The 18,658-nt window shown below is 70.9% G+C and carries 17 protein-coding genes; 14 read left to right on the top strand and 3 right to left on the bottom strand.

Annotated features, from left to right (window positions below):
- The first annotated feature begins 6 nt into the window (after window positions 1-6).
- The 9 genes from FAF44_RS25455 (at window position 7) to FAF44_RS25415 (ending at window position 11,338) form a co-directional block, all read left to right on the top strand.
- Window positions 7-1,437 (top strand): radical SAM protein, encoded by a 1,431-nt coding sequence (locus FAF44_RS25455; RefSeq protein ID WP_237105772.1) that lies wholly within the window; start codon window positions 7-9, stop codon window positions 1,435-1,437.
- 338 nt (window positions 1,438-1,775) lie between these two features.
- Window positions 1,776-3,539 (top strand): ABC transporter ATP-binding protein, encoded by a 1,764-nt coding sequence (locus FAF44_RS25450; protein WP_237105771.1) that lies wholly within the window; start codon window positions 1,776-1,778, stop codon window positions 3,537-3,539.
- The gene (locus tag FAF44_RS25445) at window positions 3,536-5,320 is read left to right on the top strand and encodes an ABC transporter ATP-binding protein (protein ID WP_237105770.1); all 1,785 of its coding nucleotides are present in this window, start codon (window positions 3,536-3,538) and stop codon (window positions 5,318-5,320) included. Before FAF44_RS25450 ends, FAF44_RS25445 begins: the two co-directional genes overlap by 4 nt.
- The gene (locus FAF44_RS25440) at window positions 5,317-6,624 is read left to right on the top strand and encodes a condensation domain-containing protein (RefSeq protein ID WP_308193371.1); all 1,308 of its coding nucleotides are present in this window, start codon (window positions 5,317-5,319) and stop codon (window positions 6,622-6,624) included. Before FAF44_RS25445 ends, FAF44_RS25440 begins: the two co-directional genes overlap by 4 nt.
- Window positions 6,624-6,866, top strand: coding sequence for an acyl carrier protein (locus tag FAF44_RS25435; RefSeq protein WP_237105768.1), 243 nt, complete (start codon window positions 6,624-6,626; stop codon window positions 6,864-6,866). The genes FAF44_RS25440 and FAF44_RS25435 overlap by 1 nt, the downstream gene beginning before the upstream one ends.
- Window positions 6,863-8,230, top strand: coding sequence for a class I adenylate-forming enzyme family protein (locus FAF44_RS25430; protein WP_237105767.1), 1,368 nt, complete (start codon window positions 6,863-6,865; stop codon window positions 8,228-8,230). Before FAF44_RS25435 ends, FAF44_RS25430 begins: the two co-directional genes overlap by 4 nt.
- Window positions 8,231-8,279: 49 nt before the next feature.
- Complete coding sequence (locus tag FAF44_RS25425; RefSeq protein ID WP_237105766.1) at window positions 8,280-9,956, top strand: AMP-binding protein; 1,677 nt, start codon at window positions 8,280-8,282, stop codon at window positions 9,954-9,956.
- Between the two features lie 61 nt (window positions 9,957-10,017).
- Window positions 10,018-10,578 (top strand): LuxR C-terminal-related transcriptional regulator, encoded by a 561-nt coding sequence (locus FAF44_RS25420; protein WP_237105765.1) that lies wholly within the window; start codon window positions 10,018-10,020, stop codon window positions 10,576-10,578.
- A gap of 184 nt (window positions 10,579-10,762) precedes the next feature.
- Complete coding sequence (locus FAF44_RS25415) at window positions 10,763-11,338, top strand: dihydrofolate reductase family protein (RefSeq protein ID WP_237105764.1); 576 nt, start codon at window positions 10,763-10,765, stop codon at window positions 11,336-11,338.
- 108 nt (window positions 11,339-11,446) lie between these two features.
- Here FAF44_RS25415 and FAF44_RS25410 read toward each other — a convergent pair whose 3' ends face one another.
- Window positions 11,447-12,913 carry an alpha/beta fold hydrolase gene (locus FAF44_RS25410; protein WP_237105763.1) on the bottom strand — a complete coding sequence of 489 codons (1,467 nt, stop codon included), beginning with the start codon at window positions 12,911-12,913 and terminating at the stop codon, window positions 11,447-11,449.
- 138 nt (window positions 12,914-13,051) lie between these two features.
- Between FAF44_RS25410 and FAF44_RS25405 the strand changes: the two genes are divergently transcribed.
- Both FAF44_RS25405 and FAF44_RS25400 read left to right on the top strand, forming a co-directional pair.
- Complete coding sequence (locus FAF44_RS25405) at window positions 13,052-14,296, top strand: sensor domain-containing protein (protein WP_237105762.1); 1,245 nt, start codon at window positions 13,052-13,054, stop codon at window positions 14,294-14,296.
- Between the two features lie 23 nt (window positions 14,297-14,319).
- Window positions 14,320-14,964, top strand: coding sequence for a response regulator transcription factor (locus tag FAF44_RS25400; protein WP_237105761.1), 645 nt, complete (start codon window positions 14,320-14,322; stop codon window positions 14,962-14,964).
- Window positions 14,965-15,003: 39 nt separating this feature from the next.
- Here FAF44_RS25400 and FAF44_RS25395 read toward each other — a convergent pair whose 3' ends face one another.
- Entirely contained in the window at window positions 15,004-16,161 is a 1,158-nt protein-coding gene (locus tag FAF44_RS25395) for a DUF5685 family protein (protein ID WP_237105760.1), read from the bottom strand.
- Between the two features lie 141 nt (window positions 16,162-16,302).
- On the opposite strand from FAF44_RS25395, the gene FAF44_RS25390 reads away from it, so the two are divergent.
- Entirely contained in the window at window positions 16,303-16,605 is a 303-nt protein-coding gene (locus FAF44_RS25390) for a hypothetical protein (RefSeq protein WP_237105759.1), read from the top strand.
- 19 nt (window positions 16,606-16,624) lie between these two features.
- Here FAF44_RS25390 and FAF44_RS25385 read toward each other — a convergent pair whose 3' ends face one another.
- The gene (locus FAF44_RS25385; RefSeq protein WP_237105758.1) at window positions 16,625-17,134 is read right to left on the bottom strand and encodes a signal peptidase II; all 510 of its coding nucleotides are present in this window, start codon (window positions 17,132-17,134) and stop codon (window positions 16,625-16,627) included.
- A 131-nt stretch (window positions 17,135-17,265) separates the two neighbouring features.
- Here FAF44_RS25385 and FAF44_RS25380 point away from each other — a divergent pair, with 131 nt between their 5' ends.
- Both FAF44_RS25380 and FAF44_RS25375 read left to right on the top strand, forming a co-directional pair.
- Window positions 17,266-17,613: a hypothetical protein gene (locus FAF44_RS25380; RefSeq protein ID WP_237105757.1), complete on the top strand. Its 348-nt coding sequence runs from the start codon at window positions 17,266-17,268 to the stop codon at window positions 17,611-17,613.
- A 1-nt stretch (window position 17,614) separates the two neighbouring features.
- Window positions 17,615-18,658 (top strand): hypothetical protein (locus FAF44_RS25375; RefSeq protein ID WP_237105756.1); only part of this gene is annotated, 1,044 nt, incomplete at its 3' end.

Genomic DNA, 18,658 nt, shown 5'->3' with positions numbered 1-18,658 from the left:
GGGCCGTTGACACCCGACGACAGCACCGGGACGGACATCATGCTCGAACGGCGCAAGCTTGTGCTGCTGTCGACGATCGCCGTCGTCGACCGCAACGACGAGGCGCTGTGGACGCCCCTCGGCATCCTGGCGCTGGGCACCGCGCTCGCCGATGTCGGCTTCGAGCCCGTACTGATCGACACCCAGGTGGACGCCGACTGGGAGCAGCGGTTGCGCTCCGCGCTCCGGGACGACCTCGTCCTGTTCGGCGTCTCGACGCTGACCGGCCCTTCGATCGAGGGCGCCCTGGACGCCATCGCGATCGTCCGGGAGGTTCGCCCGGACCTCCCCGTCGTGTGGGGCGGCTATCACGCCAGCCTGGCCAAGGAGGCGATACTGCGCGAGGGGTGGGCCGACTACGTCGTGCGTGGCGTCGGCGAGCCGGCGATCATCCCGCTGGCGCGCCTGCTCGCCGCAGCACCGGCCGGCGCGTCCCGCCCGGACATGAGCGACCTGCGGCGGGTGCCGAACCTGACGGTGCGGCACGAGGACGGCTTCGTCGACACGCACACCGTGGCGCAGAACCTCGACGATCTTCCGCCGATGGACTATTCGCTCATCGATCCGATCCGGTACTACACACCCGGCCGACGCAACATCTCCTACATCTCCAGCTATTCGTGTCCATGGCGCTGCAGCTACTGCGCCGAACCCATGCACACGATCCGCAAGTGGCGGCCACAGGGCCCGCAGCGGGTGCTGGACGCCGTGCACCAGATCCGCACCGCTTACCGGCCGGACTTCATCGACCTGGTCGACCCGAACTTCTCCAGCTCACCGCCACGTGTCGTGCAGATCGCGCAGTTGCTCACCGCGGCCGGGAACGACCAGCCGCTGGCGTGCAACATGCGCGCCACCGACGTCGTACGGCTCACCGAGATGACCGACCTCCGTGTCCTGCGGGACGCCGGTTTCGCGCGCGTCTTCCTCGGCCTGGAGTCCGGCTCGCAGGCCATGCTCAACTCCGTGCTGAAGAAGGACTCGCAGGTCGAGCACGCCCGCATCGCCTGCCGCAAGCTCGACGAAGCCGGCATCGAGCAGTTTTCCAGCTTCATCCACGATTTCCCCGGCGAGACCGACGAGGACAACGAGCAGACCGCGGAACTCGCCCGCGAGCTCGGCGAGCTACAGCACAACAAGCAGTTTCACCACTTCTTCATCCCTTTCCCGGCCACCGACCTTTACAATCAGCTCCTGGCTCGCTCCGAGATCGACCCGAGCAAGCTCAGGGTTCGCGACTGGGCCAGGGCGAACACCTATGGCGGCTGGCAGGCGCTGTGGCCGGGCCGGCGGGACTTCCGCGAGCGGGTGCTGCACCGGCTGGAGGCACTGAGGGCGGAATTCCCGGAGAAGTTCTCCTATCCCCAGACGGTGCCGGAAATGCAGCCGGAAACCTGAGTCGAACCGCGCGGAATCAGCGTTCCCGTCGGCGCTCCCGCCGCCTCGCCGAGGCGGCGGGGCGCATTTGTGCCAGGTGCCGGTTAGCGCTTTCCATACCGCCTCCATACCGCCTCCATACCCGCGCGACGTACCCTTCATGATGATCAGTCCGACAGCACCTCAAGGTGCGTGTCGGCGATTGTTCGATCCGGGAAACGAATTATCAGCGGCGCTGAAGCACGCGATTTGGAGTTCTCACCCGCATGGCGACGTGCAACCTCCCCGATCCTCGATTCGGATTAGGTGCGCTACGGCCTTCCGAGTTCCGGGCACTGACTGCGGAGCGGGTCCGGCTCATGCGGCTGCTCCCCCTGGCCGGGGCCGGCTCGATGACCGCGATGCTGGGCGTGCTGACGCTCTCCGCGCTGACCGGACCGGCGCTCGCGTTGCTGACCGGCGAGCTGGTCACCCAGGTCCAGCAGGAGCGGAACGCCGGATGGGCGCTGGGCGGGCTGCTGGGCGGGATCCTGCTCAGCCGTCTGGTGCGGCCGTTCGGCGACGTCGTGCTGACGCGGGCCGGTCGCCGGATCGACGGGGCCGTCCGGGCCGGGTTGCGCCGTACCGCGCTGGCGCCGCGCACCATCACGCACCTGGAGGAGGCGGAGTTCGCGGACGACGCCCTGCGGGCCGGCGAGATCGGTGACGGGTTCTGGGTGCGTTCGTCGGGCACCGCCGCGTATTCCAGTCTGCTGCTGACGGGACGGCTGCTGGCCGCGGCCGGCTCCGCGTTCGTGCTCGCCGCCTGGTTTCCGTGGCTGGCCCTGTTCCTGCTCGCCGCGTCGCTGTTCAGCCGGGCCGTGCAACGCCGTCAGTGGACCTACTTCGTCAACTTCGGCGACCGGTTGACCGGTGGCCAGCGGCGGCTGGACTACCTGGACGAACTGGCCGCGGGGCCGGCGACCGCGAAGGAGATCCGGCTGTTCGGCCTGGCCGACTGGGTGGTGCTGCGCCGGGCCGGCGCCCACTTGGAGCTGCGTTCGCCGATGTGGGCGTTGCGGCGCAGCCTGCTTCGCCGCCAGGGGCTGGCCGTCCTGCTGTCGGTGGTGTGCGGCGGGGGCGCCTTCATGGTGCTCGGCCTGGCCGCGGCCGACGGATCGATCAGCGTCGCCACGCTGACCACGTGCCTGGTCGCGGCCTTCGGCGTCTTCGAGATCACGTATGTCGGATCCGAGACGTTCGACATCGAGTACGGCAAGGGCGCGGTCCAGGCGGCGGATCGGTTGACCGCCCGATACGGCTCGCGCCCGGCCCACGCCGCACGCGCCCAGGCCGGGAACACGGCGCCGGAGATCCGCTTCGAGAACGTGCACTTTCACTATCCGGGCAGCACGCGGCCCGTCCTGAGCGGCCTGGACCTGACCGTCGGCCCGGGTGAGGTGCTCGCCGTCGTCGGCGTCAACGGCGCGGGCAAGACGACGTTCACCAAGTTGCTCGCCGGCCTGTACGAACCTGCCGGCGGGCGGATCCTGATCGACGATCATGACCTCGCGGAGTACGACATCGACGCCTGGCGCCGCCGGCTCAGCGTCGTCTACCAGGACTTCCTGCGTTATCCGGCGACGGCACGGGACAACATCGCCTTCGGCGCCGTCGAATGCCCCGCCGACGACGACGCCGTCACGACCGCCGTCCGGCGGGCCGGAGCCGAGGACGTGCTGTCAGGGCTGGACGACGGTCTTGACACGCAGCTCTGGCGTACCGGCAGCGGCGGGCGGGACCTGTCGGGCGGGCAGTGGCAGAAGCTGGCCATCGCGCGCGCCCTCTATTCCACCGCCCACGGCCGCGAGCTGATCATCCTGGACGAACCTACGGCGCACCTGGACGTCAGCGCCGAGATCCAGTTCTTCGAGAAGGTGGTCGAGGGCGCGCGGGCCGGCGGGGCGTCAGTGGTGATCATCTCGCATCGGCTGTCCACCGTCCGCGACGCGGACCGCATCGTCGTTCTGGAGGATGGACGGATCGGCGAGTCCGGCACGCACGCGGACCTGCTCGCCCGCGGCCGCACGTACGCACGGCTGTGGAACCTCCAGGCGGCCCGCTTCGAAGCAGCCGCCTCATGAAGGATCTGCTGGTCAGCTACCGTCACACGTTCGGGCTCTGCTGGAAGATCGCTCCGGCGGTGACCGTGGTCAACCTCCTTCTGATCGCGTTGACGTCCGGCGCCGTCACGCTGACCGCGCTCGCCCAGCGATTCCTCATCGACGCGGCGGGCATCGGCACGACCGCTGCCGTCGTCACGGCGGCCGGACTCGGGGTGCTGGCCCACGCGGGCAACTTCCTGCTCTGGCGCGTCCAAGGGGAGGTGAACCAGGACCTGACCGTACGGGTGGCCCGCGAGCTGGATCTGGAGGTCCTCTCCCTGTCCGCCGCCATCCCCACCCTGGAGCACCTGGAACGGCCCGAGTTCCTGGATCGGGTGACCAACCTGCGCCGTGGCACCGCGTCGCTCGCCCGCGCCCTGTGGTGGGGCGCGTCCCTGGTCGGGACCCTGCTCAGCGTGGGTGCGAGCATCTGGTTGCTGGCCGCCGTGCACCCGGCGTTGCCGCTGCTGGCGGGCTGCGTGGTGCCGCTGCTCCTCCTCACCCACCGCGGCGACCGCCATCGGCGGCTGGTACGCGACCGGACCGCGGAGAGCGAACGCCACGAGCGCGCCCTGCACGAGCTGTGCCTGCGTCCCGAACCGGCGAAGGAGTTGCGGATCGCCGGCACCGGCCCGGAGCTGTCTGATCGCGCCGGCCGGTTGTGGGACGAGACCACGCGGCAACTCGCTCGCGCCCGACTGCGCACCGCCGGCTACGAGGCCGTCGGGTGGCTGATCCTGACCGCCGCACTGGGCGCCGCCCTGCTGCTCATGGTGGACCTCCATGGCAGCGGCCAGGCCGGCATCGGGGACGTGGTGCTGGTCATCACCCTGGCCACCGCGCTGAGCGGGCAGATCGACCGCGTGCTGAACAGCTTCACCATGGTGAGCGACGGCGGCCACGTCACGGGCCACTACCTGTGGCTCAAGGAGTACGCCCGGGCCCGGCCCGCCGGGGAACTGCCGGCACCGGCCGAACTGTCCGGCGGCATCAGCCTGCGCCGGGTCTCCTTCTCCTACCCCGGTACGACCAGCCAGGTGCTGCGGAACATGGACCTGGAGCTGCGCGCGGGGAGCATCGTCGCGATCGTCGGGCTCAACGGCACCGGCAAGACCACGTTGATCAAGCTGCTCACCGGCCTGTACCGGCCCGGCTCCGGCACGATCGCCGCCGACGGCATCCCGCTCGCCGACATGGCCCCAGGGCAGTGGGCGAACCGCTGCGCCGGGGTCTTCCAGGACTTCGCCAAGCTGCAACTCCTGGCCCGCGAGAACGTGGGCGTCGGCGACCTGCCCCGGCTGGACGATCCGGACGCCATCGCCGATGCCGTGACCCGCGCCGCCGCGGACTCCGTCGTCGCCGGCCTGCCGGACCGGCTCGACACCCAACTCGGCACGCTCTTCCAGGGCGTCGACCTCTCCCACGGCCAGTGGCAGCGGCTCGCCCTCGCCCGCGGAATCATGCGGGCCCGGCCGCTGCTGCTGATCCTCGACGAGCCCACGGCCGCGCTCGATCCCCAAGTCGAGCACGAGCTGTTCGAGCAGTTCGCCGCCGAAGCGCGCGAAGCGGCCGCCGCGCACGGCACGATCAGCGTGATCGTCTCCCACCGGTTCTCCACGGTGCACATGGCGGATCACATCGTCGTCCTCGACGACGGGCGCGTCTCCGAACAGGGCAGCCACACCGACCTGCTCGCCGCCGGCGGCCGGTACGCGCACCTGTTCACCGCTCAGGCAACCGCATACGCACGTGAGCCATGACCGCGAGAGGAGGAGAGCCGATGCGGAATCCGCCACAGGACGATGTCCACACCCTGCGGTTCACCGGGTTGCGCCACAGGAAGGGACCGCTCACGTGGTCCCAGAGATCCATGTGGAACAACATCCAGCGACTCAAGCCCGACGACCGGCACCTCAACCAACTGCTTCGCCTGACCCTGCCCGAGGCCGTTCCGGTGGAGCGTGTGTCGCAGGCCGTACGGGAGTTGCTGGGACGTCACGAAGCGCTGCGGACCACCTATTCCACGGATGCGCGCGGGACCCCTGTCCAGCAGGTGCAAGGGGCCGGCGAAGTGACGCTGGTCGCCTACCGCCGGGAGCCGGGGACGGACGCGGCGGAGACGTGGCCCCCTTCACTGACGGAAAGATTCGAGCTGGACACCCACCTACCGCTTCGCGTCGCCCTCGGGCTGCACGACGGCATGGTCTGCAACGTGGTCCTCTGTCTCTCCCACCTGGCGACCGATGCCTACTCGAACCGGATTCTCCGCGATGAACTGCGGACACTGCTCACCGCCGGGAGCGACCCGCGACGGCTTCTGGAGCCGCCCACCGCGCAACCCCTGGATCTGGCGTCGGAGCAGCAGGAGAGCTCGCCGGAACGGCTGGCGGCGACGTACGCCTACTGGCGCGAACTGATGGCGTCGGCCGCGCGCACCCGCTTCGACGCCCCCACCGGTGCACCGATGTCGCCGCGCTTCTGGCATGGCGAGTACTCGTCCCAGGAGATGTTCGAGGCGTCCTCCGCCGTCGCCAAACACGCGCGTATCAGCGAGGCCGCGGTGCTCCTGGCCGCCATGTTCGCCCCGCTCGGCGGCGAGTTACGGCAGACACGGTTGCCCGTATGGCTCCGGGCCGGCAACAGGTTCAGACCGGAGACCAGGAGATCGGTCACCTATCTGTGCCAGAACGTCCCGATGATGTGCGAGGTGGGCTCCGCCGGCTTCCGCGACGCCGCCGTTCAGGCGCACCGGAGCATGATGCGGGCATCCCGGCACTCGAGCTACGACCCGGATCGGGTCGCGGGCCTGGCCGCCCCTGGCGCGCCTTTTCCGTCCGTCACCTACAACGCCATCGGCCGCCACGGCCCCGCGCGGTCCGTCGCCGGGGACCGGTTCCGCTGGATCGAGAAGCTGGACCACGAAGGCATCCTGATCTTCGCCAATGTCTTCATGGGTTCGAGCGTGAGCCTGCTCGCGGACTCCGCCCTGCTCCCCCCGGACCGGCTCCACACGTGTCTGCGGGAAACGAAGCACATCCTCGTCTCGGCGAATCGGGAGTGTTGATGGCCGCGATCTCCACCCTCAGGACGGTGTTGACCGTCGCCGAAACGGTCTTCGGCACGAGAGTCGACGCCGACGACAACTTCTTCAGCGTGGGCGGCGATTCGGTGAGCGCCGTGGAGCTCATCGCCCGTCTTCATGAGGCGTTCGACCGGGAGATCGATCCGGAGGTCATCCTCGAATCGGACACCTTCGCCGAGATGGCCGAAAGCCTGCACGCCCTGCGGATGAACGAGAGCGCATGATGCGACCGTTCCTGTGGGACCCCTGGCGGATGGCCGACGCGGACCCACGGCGACCGGCGGTGATCGCCGGAGCCGACTCGTGCACCTTCGGCGAGCTGGTGACCAGGGCCGACACCCTCGGGCAGGGGCTCCGGGCGCTCGGGGTGGCGGACGACCAGGTGGTCTCCACCGACCTGCCGAGCGGGCCGAAGTTCTTCGCCCTCACCCTCGCCGCCCTCAAGTACGGCTTCGGCCTGCTTCCCGTCAACGACGGCCTGCTCGACGTGCCGGCGGGCCGAAGGCTGATCGCCCAGGCCGGCGCCCGGATGCATGTGAGCGACGATCCGGGCGTGGACGTGGTGTCGGTCCCGGAGCAGGAACTGCACGCGGCGGGCCGTTCGGAGCACCCCCGGTTCCGGGCGGGAGGCGCGGGCAGAGCGGGCTACCTGATCTTCGTCACGTCCGGAACCACGGGATTCCCCACGCTGGTCAGACGGGCCCGGCCCTGGTACCCCTACAAGGGCGTCGCCGTCGTCGATCGCTACGCCGCGGGGCCCGCGGCGGGTCCGCACATCATGTCGAACCCCACCTTTCACCTCGGCACGGTCGGGCCCGCGCTGTACGCGCTCCAGGCCGGCAGCACCGTGGTGGTCCAGCAGCAGTGGTCGCCGGGCGCCTTCGTCGAACTCGTCGATCGGTGCCGGGCGGACAGTGCGTTCATCAGCGCGGACCGGCTGGTCGAACTGGTCGGCTACCAGCGGTGGGGACGGCACCGGCCCGGTGCCGTCTTCCACGGCGGTTCGTCCTGCCCGCCGTGGGTCAAGCGGGCTGCGATCGACATGATGGGCCCGATCCTGCACGAATACTACGGAACGTCAGCGGCGGTCATCAGCGAGATCTCCGCATCCGACTGGCTCGGCCGGCCCGGGTCGGTCGGCCGCCCGCTGCCCGGCGTGAAAGTGGAGATCATGGCAGACGGCGCCGCCCAGCCCGTCGGCGCGGTCGGGGAGATCGTCGTCCGTCCGCGGGCCATCGACCGGACCGGCGAGAGCACGATCCACACCGGTGATCTGGGCTACCGGGACGAATCCGGTCACCTGTACGTGCTCGGCAGAATCACGAGCCGGCAGGACTGGCCGGCGGCTCGCCTCGAACACGCGATCCGATCCGTTCGCGGCGTCTTCGACTGCGTGGTGCCGGGTACGGAGAGCGATCCGCCGACCTGCCATATCGAAGGCGACGTGCGGGCCGCCGAGCGGATCGCGGCCGAAGCGCGGCAGTCGGCCGCCCGGCTCGGCTTCCCGCAGGTGACCATCGACATTCGCGCCTTCGGCAGCTTTCGCCGCACACCGAGCGGAAAGATCGAACGCCGATCGCTTCAGTGAGCTCAGGGGCTTCGGCACGCGGCTCGCCTCCACGTCAAGAAGGAGTGTTTTGACCATTCGCGGCACCGCCTACGACTGGCTGCGGCAGAGAGCCGCTGCTGACGGCTCCTCCGGTGCGGTGGCGCTCTGGCGGGATCAGCAGGTCAGGAAAGGTCTCAGCTTCGGAGAGCTGCTGCACCTCACCGACAGGGTGCGCGCGGGACTTCGGGATCTTGGTGTGCTGCCGGGCGAACGCGTGTTGATCTCGCTTCCCAACGACGAGGGATTCACCGCCGTCGTACTCGGATGCATCGGGGCCGGCGCCATCGCGGTCCCGGCACCGGTGCCCGACATCGGGCGGCGGGAGGCGTTCCGCGACCGGCTGCGCGCGATCGCGGCCGACTGCGCACCCGTCGTCGCGGTCACCTTGGAGGGCTGGGCCGCAGATCTCACCGGCTTTCTCACGACCCGCGTCGTCACCTGGGAGACGCTCCGTCAGTACGCTGCCGACCCGCCGCCAGGCGCGCGGAACAGCCCGACGGCGTTCCTTCAGTACACCTCCGGGTCCACGGGCGATCCCAAGGGCGTCCGCATCTCACATGAGGCATTGCTGTCGAGCTGCCGCCAGGCCGCGCAGGTCTATCGCGAGGAGAACAGCGACACCGCCGTCACCTGGGTCCCGCTCTACCATGACATGGGCCTGATAACCGGGCTGATGCGACCGCTGTTCTCCGGTTATCGATCGGTCCTGCTGACACCTGGTGACTTCGTCCGGAATCCGGGGAGCTGGCTCGCCGCACTGTCCGGCTGCCGCGGCACGGTGTCCAGCGCGCCGAATTTCGCCTATGACCTCTGCGTGCGAAAGATCAGCGACGACGAGGCCGCCCGCTGGGACCTTTCCCGCTGGCGAATAGCGCGTAATGCCGGCGAGGTCGTGCACGCGGACACGATGGCGAGATTCGTCGGGAAGTTCTCCTCCTCCGGTTTCCGGGAGAGCAGCTACTGCCCTTCCTACGGCCTGGCGGAGGCGACGCTGACGGTCTCCACGTGCACGCCGACGGCCCGCCCGATACACCTTGCCGTACCGCGGACCGAACTACGCGCCGGCGAACCCGCCGATCAACGGCCGGTCAACTTGATCTCCTCCGGGGTCGCGCTTCCGGACACCGGCCTCCGAATCTCCGGCGCGCACGGCCGCTGGCAGGTCGGGGACATCCTGGTCCGGGGTCCGCAGAACTTCTCGGGCTACTGGAACACGAATCGCGACCACCCGCAGGGCGCCGATGGCTGGCACGCGACGGGCGACGTCGGATTTCTCTACGCCGACCACCTCTTCGTACTCGGCCGGAGCGCCGAAAGCTTCACGCATCACGGCCAGAACTACTACCTGAGCGACATCTCCCGCGCCTGCGAGCGCATCGACGGCATTCGAGCCGGACGCGTCGCCGCCTTCGTCGTCCGAGGCTCTCCTCCTGAGGAGGAGAAGGTGTGTCTCGTGGCTGAACTGTCCCGCGACTTCGCTCCGGGCCGGTCGTCGTTCGCCGAGGTGGAGAACGCGACGAAGCGGCGTCTGGCCTCCGGCCTCGGCCTCTATGTCGCCTCGGTCGTGTTGCTGAAGACCGGGAGCATGCCGATGACGACCAGCGGCAAAGTACGCGTATCGGAAGTGAGGCGGCGGTGGCTGGACGGGACCCTGCCTCCGGTCACCTCGACCCAGGTTCAGCCTCCGCGACAGAAAGAGCGGTAGAAGCGTGATTCGAGTCAGAGTCTTTTCTCGCTCGGAGATAATCTGCGCCGGACTGGTCAGCATGCTTTCCTGCGCCAACCTGGAGGTTCGGGCGGTGCAGCCGAGATGCGCCGAAGAGGCGGTCCGGGGAAGCGACATCTATCTGATCGACTCGGACGCGCTCCTGGAGAAGGAGATGGTCAGCCGGGTCGCCGTATTGTCCAAGCACGCACCGGTGATCATTCTTCGGCAGCAACTGCTGCCGACCACGGATCCGCTCTTCGACGCTGGAGCGTCTCTGGTCATCGACAAGTTCACCACGCGCGAATCACTTATCGAGGACATCTGGCGTGCCGTCGCCCTCATGGGGAATGCCGAGACCTTGACCGCCTGCGAGGTCAGCCAACCGAAGCTCTCCAACCGAGAGGCGCAGATTCTGCATCTCATCTCCCAAGGACTGACCCATGGCCAGATCGCTCGACGGCTGACCATCAGCCAGCACACGGTGGACACCTACGTCAAACGCATCCGCGCCAAGCTCGGCATCGGGAACAAGGCGGAGCTCGCCCGTGCGGCTGTTCTCCACCAACTCGGCGAAGTCGGCTCCGCACCCACCGACAACCACATCCACACCTGCCGGTAAAGCTCCGCGCCCGAGGATGCCGGATGCCCGCGCTTCGGGAAGCGTCCCATTCCGTCGGTGGCTCGTGAAATTGTGCTTGATGCGCCTACGCTGATCCGCCGTTGATCGCCCACCGGTGGCTGCGCGAGGCTTGTCCCGGGCCGCCCGCCCGGCGCAATCGGCTACGCATTCGAAGGAGACTGCCATGGCACGAGAGTTGGTCTACACGGGGTTCATGTCGCTGGACGGCATCGTCGACTCGCCCGGGGACGTGACCGAAGGACACCGGAGCGGCGGATGGGTCGTCCGCACTCCGTTCGTGCCCGAGGCGTTCTCGCTGAAGGCCGATGAGCTGGCGGAGACGTCGGCGGTGATGTTCGGCCGGCGCAGCTACGACCTCTTCGCGCCGGTCTGGCCGAGTTCGGAAGATCACGCCGCCTACAAGGAGCTGCCCAAGTACGTCGTCTCCGGCTCACTGACCGAGCAGGAGCTGGTCGCGGACTGGGGGCCGATCGCGATCCTGCGCTCCGCCGAGGACGTGGCCGAGCTCAAGCGGGGCGACGGCGGCGCGATCTTCATCCACGGCAGCGCGGAGCTGGCCCGCCGGCTGAGCGAGGCGGACCTCATCGACCGGTACAACCTGCTCGTCTTCCCCGTCCTCCTGGGCGCGGGGAAGAGCGTGTTCAGCCGTGCGGACCGGGACCAGCAGAACCTGGCGCTGCGGGAGTCGGCCGGCTACTCCAACGGGGTCACCAAGCTCGTCTACGACGTCGTCCGATGACGGCGTGGCCATGGGCTCTCCGCTGAGCTGAGCCCGGAGCGACTCCGGGTCGGGCGAGGGAAAGGCTGCGGCGATCGCCGAAGTGGGCTCTCCGAGGTTTCGGCTGGATCATTCGGCGGGGCAGGTGGTGCCCGGCTCGGGCAGCCGTAGGTCGGTCAGGTACGTGGTCGCGTGCCGGATCACACACTTCTTGCCCGACAGGTACATGACATGGCCGGGCCCGTCGTAGGCGACGGTCACCGATCCCGGGATCATCCGGGTGAAGCTCTCGGTCCATGCGTAGTCGCCCCACGTGCTGCCGGCTCCCAGGAAGGGCGGCAGGCCACGCGTCGGCAGCGGGCGGGACGGGTTGGCGACCGGCAGCGGCCAGCCGGCGCAGCCGAGCGCGTCGAGGGCCGTCGCCCCGAGGCTCGGCGAGACCTTCTCCGCCTGACGGCGGTACGTCCGCAGTTCCGCGTAGCCGCCGAAGCCACGGTCATCCGCGCACGTCATCGCGAGCGCTCCGGGCGCGGCCCAGATCCGCGCGTTGCCGAGCGCGAATTCGGCGAAACCGGACCCGTCCCCGCCCCGGGCCTTGGCGACCGCCTCGGCGAAGGTCAGCCATCGCGAGTCGTCCGGTCCGGGGTCGCCGAGGAACCCGAAACTCCTCAGGTGCCATCCGGTCAGCTCGCCCTCGCCGAAGGACGAGGTGACCGGGATCGGCCGGCGATCGGCGTCCCGGACGAGCTTGCGCCAGACCTTCCCGGCGTCCTGTCCGTGCAGCGCGCAGGCGGGGGTGTCGGCGCACCAGGTGGTGAACCTGGCGAAGACCTGCTCCGTGACGGAGAGAGCGCGCAGTCGCAGGTCGGCCCAGCCGCCGACCTGATTGACCGTCCCGTCGAGATACATGGCCCGGATGCGCCGCGGGAACAGCCGGGCGTAGGCGGCGGCGGGCACCCCTCCGTAGGAGTTGGCCGTGAAGCTCAGCCGTTCCTCGCCCAGGGCCGCGCGCACCGCGTCCATGTCCCTGGCGGCCGACAGCGAGTCCAGGTTGGCGAACAGGCCGGTCCTGTCCGCTTTCCGGCAGGCTTCGAATGCCTTGGTCATCGCCGCGGTCAAGGCCGTGTACTGCTTGCGCTCCGGTGGATCCAGCAGCGACGTCCCCGGTCGCATGCAGGAGGCCGGCATCCGCTCCTGCCACACGTTGGTGCGCGGCCGGTAGGCGACCAGGTCGAACCTGGTCCGCAGTTCGGTGAGGTCGGCCGCGGCGTGCTTCAGGTCGCCGATCCCGTTGGCCCCGGGACCGCCGGGGACGCCCAGCACGCTGCCGATCCGGCGGGCGGGCTCGGTGGCGGGCAGCCGGGCCAGCTCCAGTTCGACCTTCGGCCCGTCCGGTCTGGCCCAGTTCACGGGCACCTCGATCGCGGCACACCGCAGGCCCGCCGGTACGTCCTGGCCGGCGCAGTCGCGCCAGACCGGTTGCGCGTCCGGGGCGGCGGAGGCCGCCGGGGCCAGTCCCGCCAGCGCCGCCATCGTCACCCCGATGACCAGCCCGCTGGTCCTGCCGCGCCCACGTCGCTGCTTGGTCGTCATCATGCCGATCACTGTGGTGGCACCGGCCGGACGGCCACCACCGGGATGTCCTCCGTTGTGCCTTCGGGATGTCCCCCACGGGCTGCCCGGGTGTTCCCACAGGTGAGCGACCGGCAGGATGGAGACCGGACGAGGAGGGGCGTGGACGAGCGAGCAACGGGCGGCTCCGTCTGCCGGCGTGCTCCGGCGCGGCGTGACCTCGCCTACACGCTGGTGCTGCCGGTGCTGGCGGTGCTCGGCCTGGCGCATCTCGTCCTCGTGGGGCTGAGCACCGTCCTGACCGTCAACCTGGTCGGCCTGCCGATGCTGGCCCTGTGCGTACGGGCGGCCAGAGCCCTGGGCACGGCCAACCGGCGGGCGGCGCGGGCGCTGGCCGGGGTGCGGGTGCCCGATCCGGCCCCGTTCCGCGCCGGGCCAGGCCTGCTCGACCGGTTCACGGCGGCGCTCGGCGACGTCACGGGTTGGCGTGCCGTCGGCCACGCGCTGGTCCGGCTGCCGGCCGCCGTGGTCGCCGTCGCGGCCACCGCCGGGCTGTGGGCGGGCGGCCTGCTCCTGCTCGGTTGCCCCCTGTGGTGGCAGTTGCCCGCCCTGGCGCGGCTGTCCCCCGGCGGCTGGCCGGAGGCGGCGCTGATGAGCGCGGCCGGACTGGCGCTGCTGCTGCTCGCCCCCAAGGGCGTCCACCTCGCCCTGGCCCCCGAGCGCCTGCTCGCCCGGAGCCTGCTGGGGCCGGGGCCGGGCGAGGCGCGGATCCGCCGGCTGGAACAGGCGCGGACGCTGGCCGTGGACGACGCGGTCGCCAGGCTGCGCCGGATCGAACGAGACCTGCACGACGGGACGGCCGCACGGCTGGTGACGCTGGCCATGAGCCTCGGCATGGCCAGGGAGGAACTGGAGCAGGCCCCCGATCCCGGCCGGCTGGACCGCGCCCGCGCTCTCGTCGAGGGCGCGCACCGTGACGCCAAGGAGACGGTGGCCGAACTGCGCGACCTGATCCGCGCCATCCACCCGCCCGCGCTCGACCACGGGCTGGAGACCGCCCTGGCCACACTCACCGCCCGCAGCCCGATCCCCGTCCGCCTCGACGCCGACCTGCCCGAACGTCCGCCCCGGGCCGTCGAGGCCGTCGCCTACTTCTGCACGACCGAACTGCTCGCCAACGTGATCAAGCACAGCGCCGCCGGCCACGCCACGGTCGAGGCGCGGACGGCAGACGGCCTGCTGTCCCTGCGGGTGCGGGACGACGGCGTCGGCGGCGCGGCGATGCGGACCGGATCCGGGCTGCACGGCCTGGCCGCCCGGGTCCGGACGGTGGACGGCACGCTCGACGTCCACAGTCCGGCTGGAGGGCCTACGGTCATCACCGTCGAACTACCGCTGCACCTGTGAACGCGCACCTGAAGGGACGGCCCATGCGGATCGTGATCGCCGAGGACGCCGTGATGCTCCGGGAGGGCCTGTGCATGCTGCTCACCTCGCGCGGCCGGGAGGTGGTCGCCGCCGTGGGCGACGGAGACGCGCTGCGGGCCGCCGTGGCGGAGCACCGTCCCGACATCGCCGTGGTGGACGTGCGCATGCCGCCGTCGCACACCGACGAGGGCCTGCGCGCCGCGATCCTGATCCGCCGCGATCACCCGGAGACGGGCGTGCTGGTGTTCTCCCAGTACATCGAGACCCGCTACGCAACCCAACTGCTCGCCGGCGGGGCCCAGGGGGTGGGCTATCTGCTGAAGGAGCGCGTCGCCGACGTCAAGGACTTCCTGGCCGCGCTCGACCGGATCGCGGCCGGGCAGACCGTCCTCGACCCCGAGGTCGTCACCCAGATCATGGGGGCCAGCAGGCGGGCGGAGGCCCTGGGCACGCTCACTCCCCGGGAACGCGAGGTGCTGGCGATGATGGCGGAGGGGCGCTCCAACAACGCCATCGCCGGCGCGCTGTTCCTGTCGTACGGCTCGGTGGAGAAACACGTGACGCAGATCTTCACCAAGCTCGCCCTGCCCCCGTCGGACAACGACCACCGCCGTGTCCTCGCCGTCCTGCACTATCTACAGGCGTGACCTCCGGCCCATGATCTGCCGGCGTGATTCCCGTGGTGGTCAGCCGCAGTCGCAACTGCAGCCGTCGCAACTGCAGCCGTCGCAGCAGCAGTTTTCGCCGGGGCAGCAGGAGGAGCAGTTGCCGCAGTTGCCGCAGCAGTCGCAGCCGGAGCAGTCGAGGCGGCTGCAGCAGGAGCTTTCGTGCTCCTCGTCCCAGGCGGGCCGGTACAGGCCGCAGGTGCAGCAGGTCATCGTGGCGCAGGCCATTGACAGCAGCCCGCCGGGATCCCGTTTCGGCGGCCGTCCCTCGGGGGGCGCGCCGGGATGGCCGGGTGGGTGGCCGGGGGTGTGCGTGCCGGCGGTGGTGAAGGCTCGGGAGATGGCGGTGCCGGTCTCGCGGACCAGCAGGGCGCGGGTCAGGGCGGGGCGGGGCAGGTCCAGCTCGTCCACGGCGGCGCGCAGTTCGGCGTGCGCGGCGTCGCAGTGGCGGCGCGCCTCGTCCAGGCCGGTGCCGGTGGCCGCCAGCGGGTTGTACGCCCCGGACGCCCGGTCGTCGGCCAGGTCCTCGACCGCGTCGATCAGGTGGGCCAGCCGCCCGAATCCGCGCCCGGCCGTCTCCAGGGCCTCCCGGTTGTGCGGCCGGCCCGTGAGCACCGCGGTGTGCGCGAACGCGGCGGCCACGGCGTCCTCCGTCGGCACCGTCAGCTCCGGCAGGCCCCTCCTCGGGGACGCCTGGGCGGGGACGCGCTCCAGCAGGGCCTGGCGGTCGGCCGCCGCCGTCAGCGGGGTGGGGTCGAACCCCAGCGCGCCGGCCGTGGCCGTGCCGGCCGAGGACCAGCGGCCCGCCAGACGGGTCGCGCCGGCGGCGACCGGGCGGCGGGCGTACGCGCCGTCCCCGTCCGACACGTGGTCGCGCACCTTGCCGGCCGCCAGGAGCAGCGACACCGAAGCCGCCAGCCGTACCCCCTCGGACTCCACCACGTCGGCGCTCTTGAAGCCGCGCAGCGCGCACGGGCCCGCCCTCCGGCGCGACGCGGACGCCGGCGACTGGGCCTCGGTGAGGACGGACACGAGCAGGCCGTCGTAGTTGGTCACCAGGCGCGACAGGTGTCCGTGCTCGTCGCGGAGCGCCAGGCAGAGCCCGCACAGGTGGCCCATCCAGTCGGCGTAGAGCCCCTTGCACAGGGCGTGCCGACACGGCCGGACAATCCCTAACATATGTCCCCCAACGCGCGAATTTGCGAGCCAACCGTAGCACCAGGCCCCCCGACGGGACGGCACCTCGGCGGCGAACGCATCCTCCCCGCGACCGGCCCCGGCGGTACCGGGCGAGGCCCAACGAGCTGATACAAATGCGACATGAGCGATTCCGTTGGGTATCCCCCGCAGCCCCACGTGCCGCCGGCCGGGCGTGTCCGCAGCCGGGCGTACCGGGTGTGGGCCCGCGTGCTCCTGTGGACGCCGGTCGCGCTCGCGGTGACCGGTCTCGTCCTCGGGTTCGGGCTGTTCGCGGCCGCTGACAGCGACCCGACGTACAATTCGTCCGCGCTCGGCTATCTCGGCATCTTCGTCTGGGGCGCCCTCGCGATCCTGTCGCCGATCCTGCTCGTGTCGTTCATCGCCGGGCTGGTCATGCTGAGCCGCGCGCGCCGCCGAGGCTGACGGCCGCTCCCGGCCCGTACTAGGCGGACTCCTCGCGCGGAGCCCCGGCGAGCGGCACCCCGCGCAGGCTGAGCACCATCATCGCGACGCACGCGCAGAAGAGCGCGATGTCGGCGACGTTCCCCACGAACGGGCCGTAGTCGATGAAGTCGACGACGTGCCCGCGGGCGAAACCGGGCTCGCGGAAGAGCCGGTCGCCCAGGTGGGAGACCGCGCCGCCGAGCAGCGCCCCCAGCCCGAACGCCCAGCCCGCGGAGGCCAGGCGGCGCGCGATGTAGAGCACGCCGATGACGGCCGCCGCCGCGGCCAGGGTGAACACCCAGGTCACGCCGGTGCCGGTGGAGAACGCGGCGCCGGCGTTGTACAGCAGCCGGAAGTGGATCAGCGGGGGGATCACGGCGAGCCGCTCGCCGCCGGACAACGCGGCGACCGCCCAGAACTTGGTGACCTGGTCCGCGACCAGCACCACCACGGCCGACAGCACCATCAGGCCGTACAACCGGCTCGAACCCCGCGCCAACCACGCCATCCACGGCCTCCGTACCGATCCCGAACCCACGATTCCCAGAGACTACCGAGGCCGCGCGCGGCCTGAGCAGCGAGCCGGCCGGTCAAGCCGCTCGCAAGTCAGCGACAATCCGGATCGTTAGGCTCCGCACCATGATCGAGGAGTATGTCCAGCAGTTCTGCCGCCAGCACGAGGCCCTGATGGAACTGATGCTCGACACGGACCTGATCGAACGCGTCCGCCTGGCGATCAGGCGCCGCGAGCCTGGCCTCGGCGACCTGTTCGAGGAGCTCGACGCGGCCATGGAAGGCGAGGGCATGGTCGGCGGCCTCCTCGGCGGATACCGCGACTGGGCTCCGTTTCCCGGCGAACGGCGTCCCCTCGACTTCGTCTATCGCTGCCCTTCCGGGCTGTGCGGGCGGGAGTTCCGGCCGATCGAGGAGCCGGGAGTGGCCGTCCCGGTCTGCGCGGTCGCCGGGCGCAAGCTGAAAGAGTCCTGAGGTGTCGGGGCTGCTGTCCGAGCTCGGCAAGCGGCTGCCCGACCGCTGGCTGACCGGTGTGGTGCTGCCCGGCCTGCTGCTGGTGGCGCTGCTGGCCGTCGGCCATCGCAACGGCCTGGACGTGGCGGCGCTGGTGGCCCGGATCGGGCGGCTGGCCCAGGACGCCGGCAAGGGGCAGGCGGCGCAGACGCTGGCCTGGCTCGTCGCCGGGGCGGTGGCCGCCGGGCTGGCCGCCCGGCTGCTGGCGCTGTGCGTGCGGTGGCTGTGGCTCGGGGAATGGCGCTGGTGGCCGCTGTCGCCCCTGGCGCGGGTGCTCACCCGGTGGCGCTGGGAGCGGTGGGAACGCCGCAACACCGCCTTCGAGCAGGCCACCGGCGACCGCTCCGCGGCGCTGGCCGCCCGCGACCGCGTCGGCCTCGTCCCGCCCCGATGCCCCACCTGGATGGGCGACCGGATCCGGGCGCTCGACACGCGGCTGTGGGAGTACTACCGGTTCGACCGGGTCGCCTCCTGGCCCGCCGTGCTCCTGGTCGTCCCCGCCGAGGTGCGGGCCGAGCTGCAACGCGGTGGCGAGCGGCACGGCTTCGCCGCGTCCTTGTGCGGGTGGGGCCTGGTGTACGTCGCCGGCGGCTGGTGGTGGTGGCCGTCGGCGGTCGCGGGCGTGACCGTCGTGCTCTACGCGGTGCGGCAGGGGCGTACCTCGATGGAGCAGTTCGCGGCGCTCGGTGAGGCGGCCTTCGACCTGTACGTCGGCGACCTCGCCGACCGGCTCGGCGTCGCCGGTCCGTCGCCGCTGGACAGGGAGGCCGGGCTGCAGCTCTCGGGACGGTTGCAGAAACGTTCGGTCTGGCGGGTCGTGACGGTCACCGCCGAGCCGTCCCCGCCGGGCCGCGACGTCGCCCGGGAGCTGGGCGAGCTGGCCGTGCGCACGGTGGAAGGGCCGGCCCAGGCGCGCCGGCTGCTGATGGCGGCGGCCAGGGAGCAGGGCGCGGACGCGGTCGTCTCGACACGGCTGGAGAACCTGGGCCGGCCCTTCCACCGTGCG

This window comes from Nonomuraea sp. MG754425, from assembly GCF_021699195.1.
GTDB lineage: Bacteria > Actinomycetota > Actinomycetes > Streptosporangiales > Streptosporangiaceae > Nonomuraea.
This window is presented reverse-complemented; position numbering and strand designations above follow the sequence as displayed.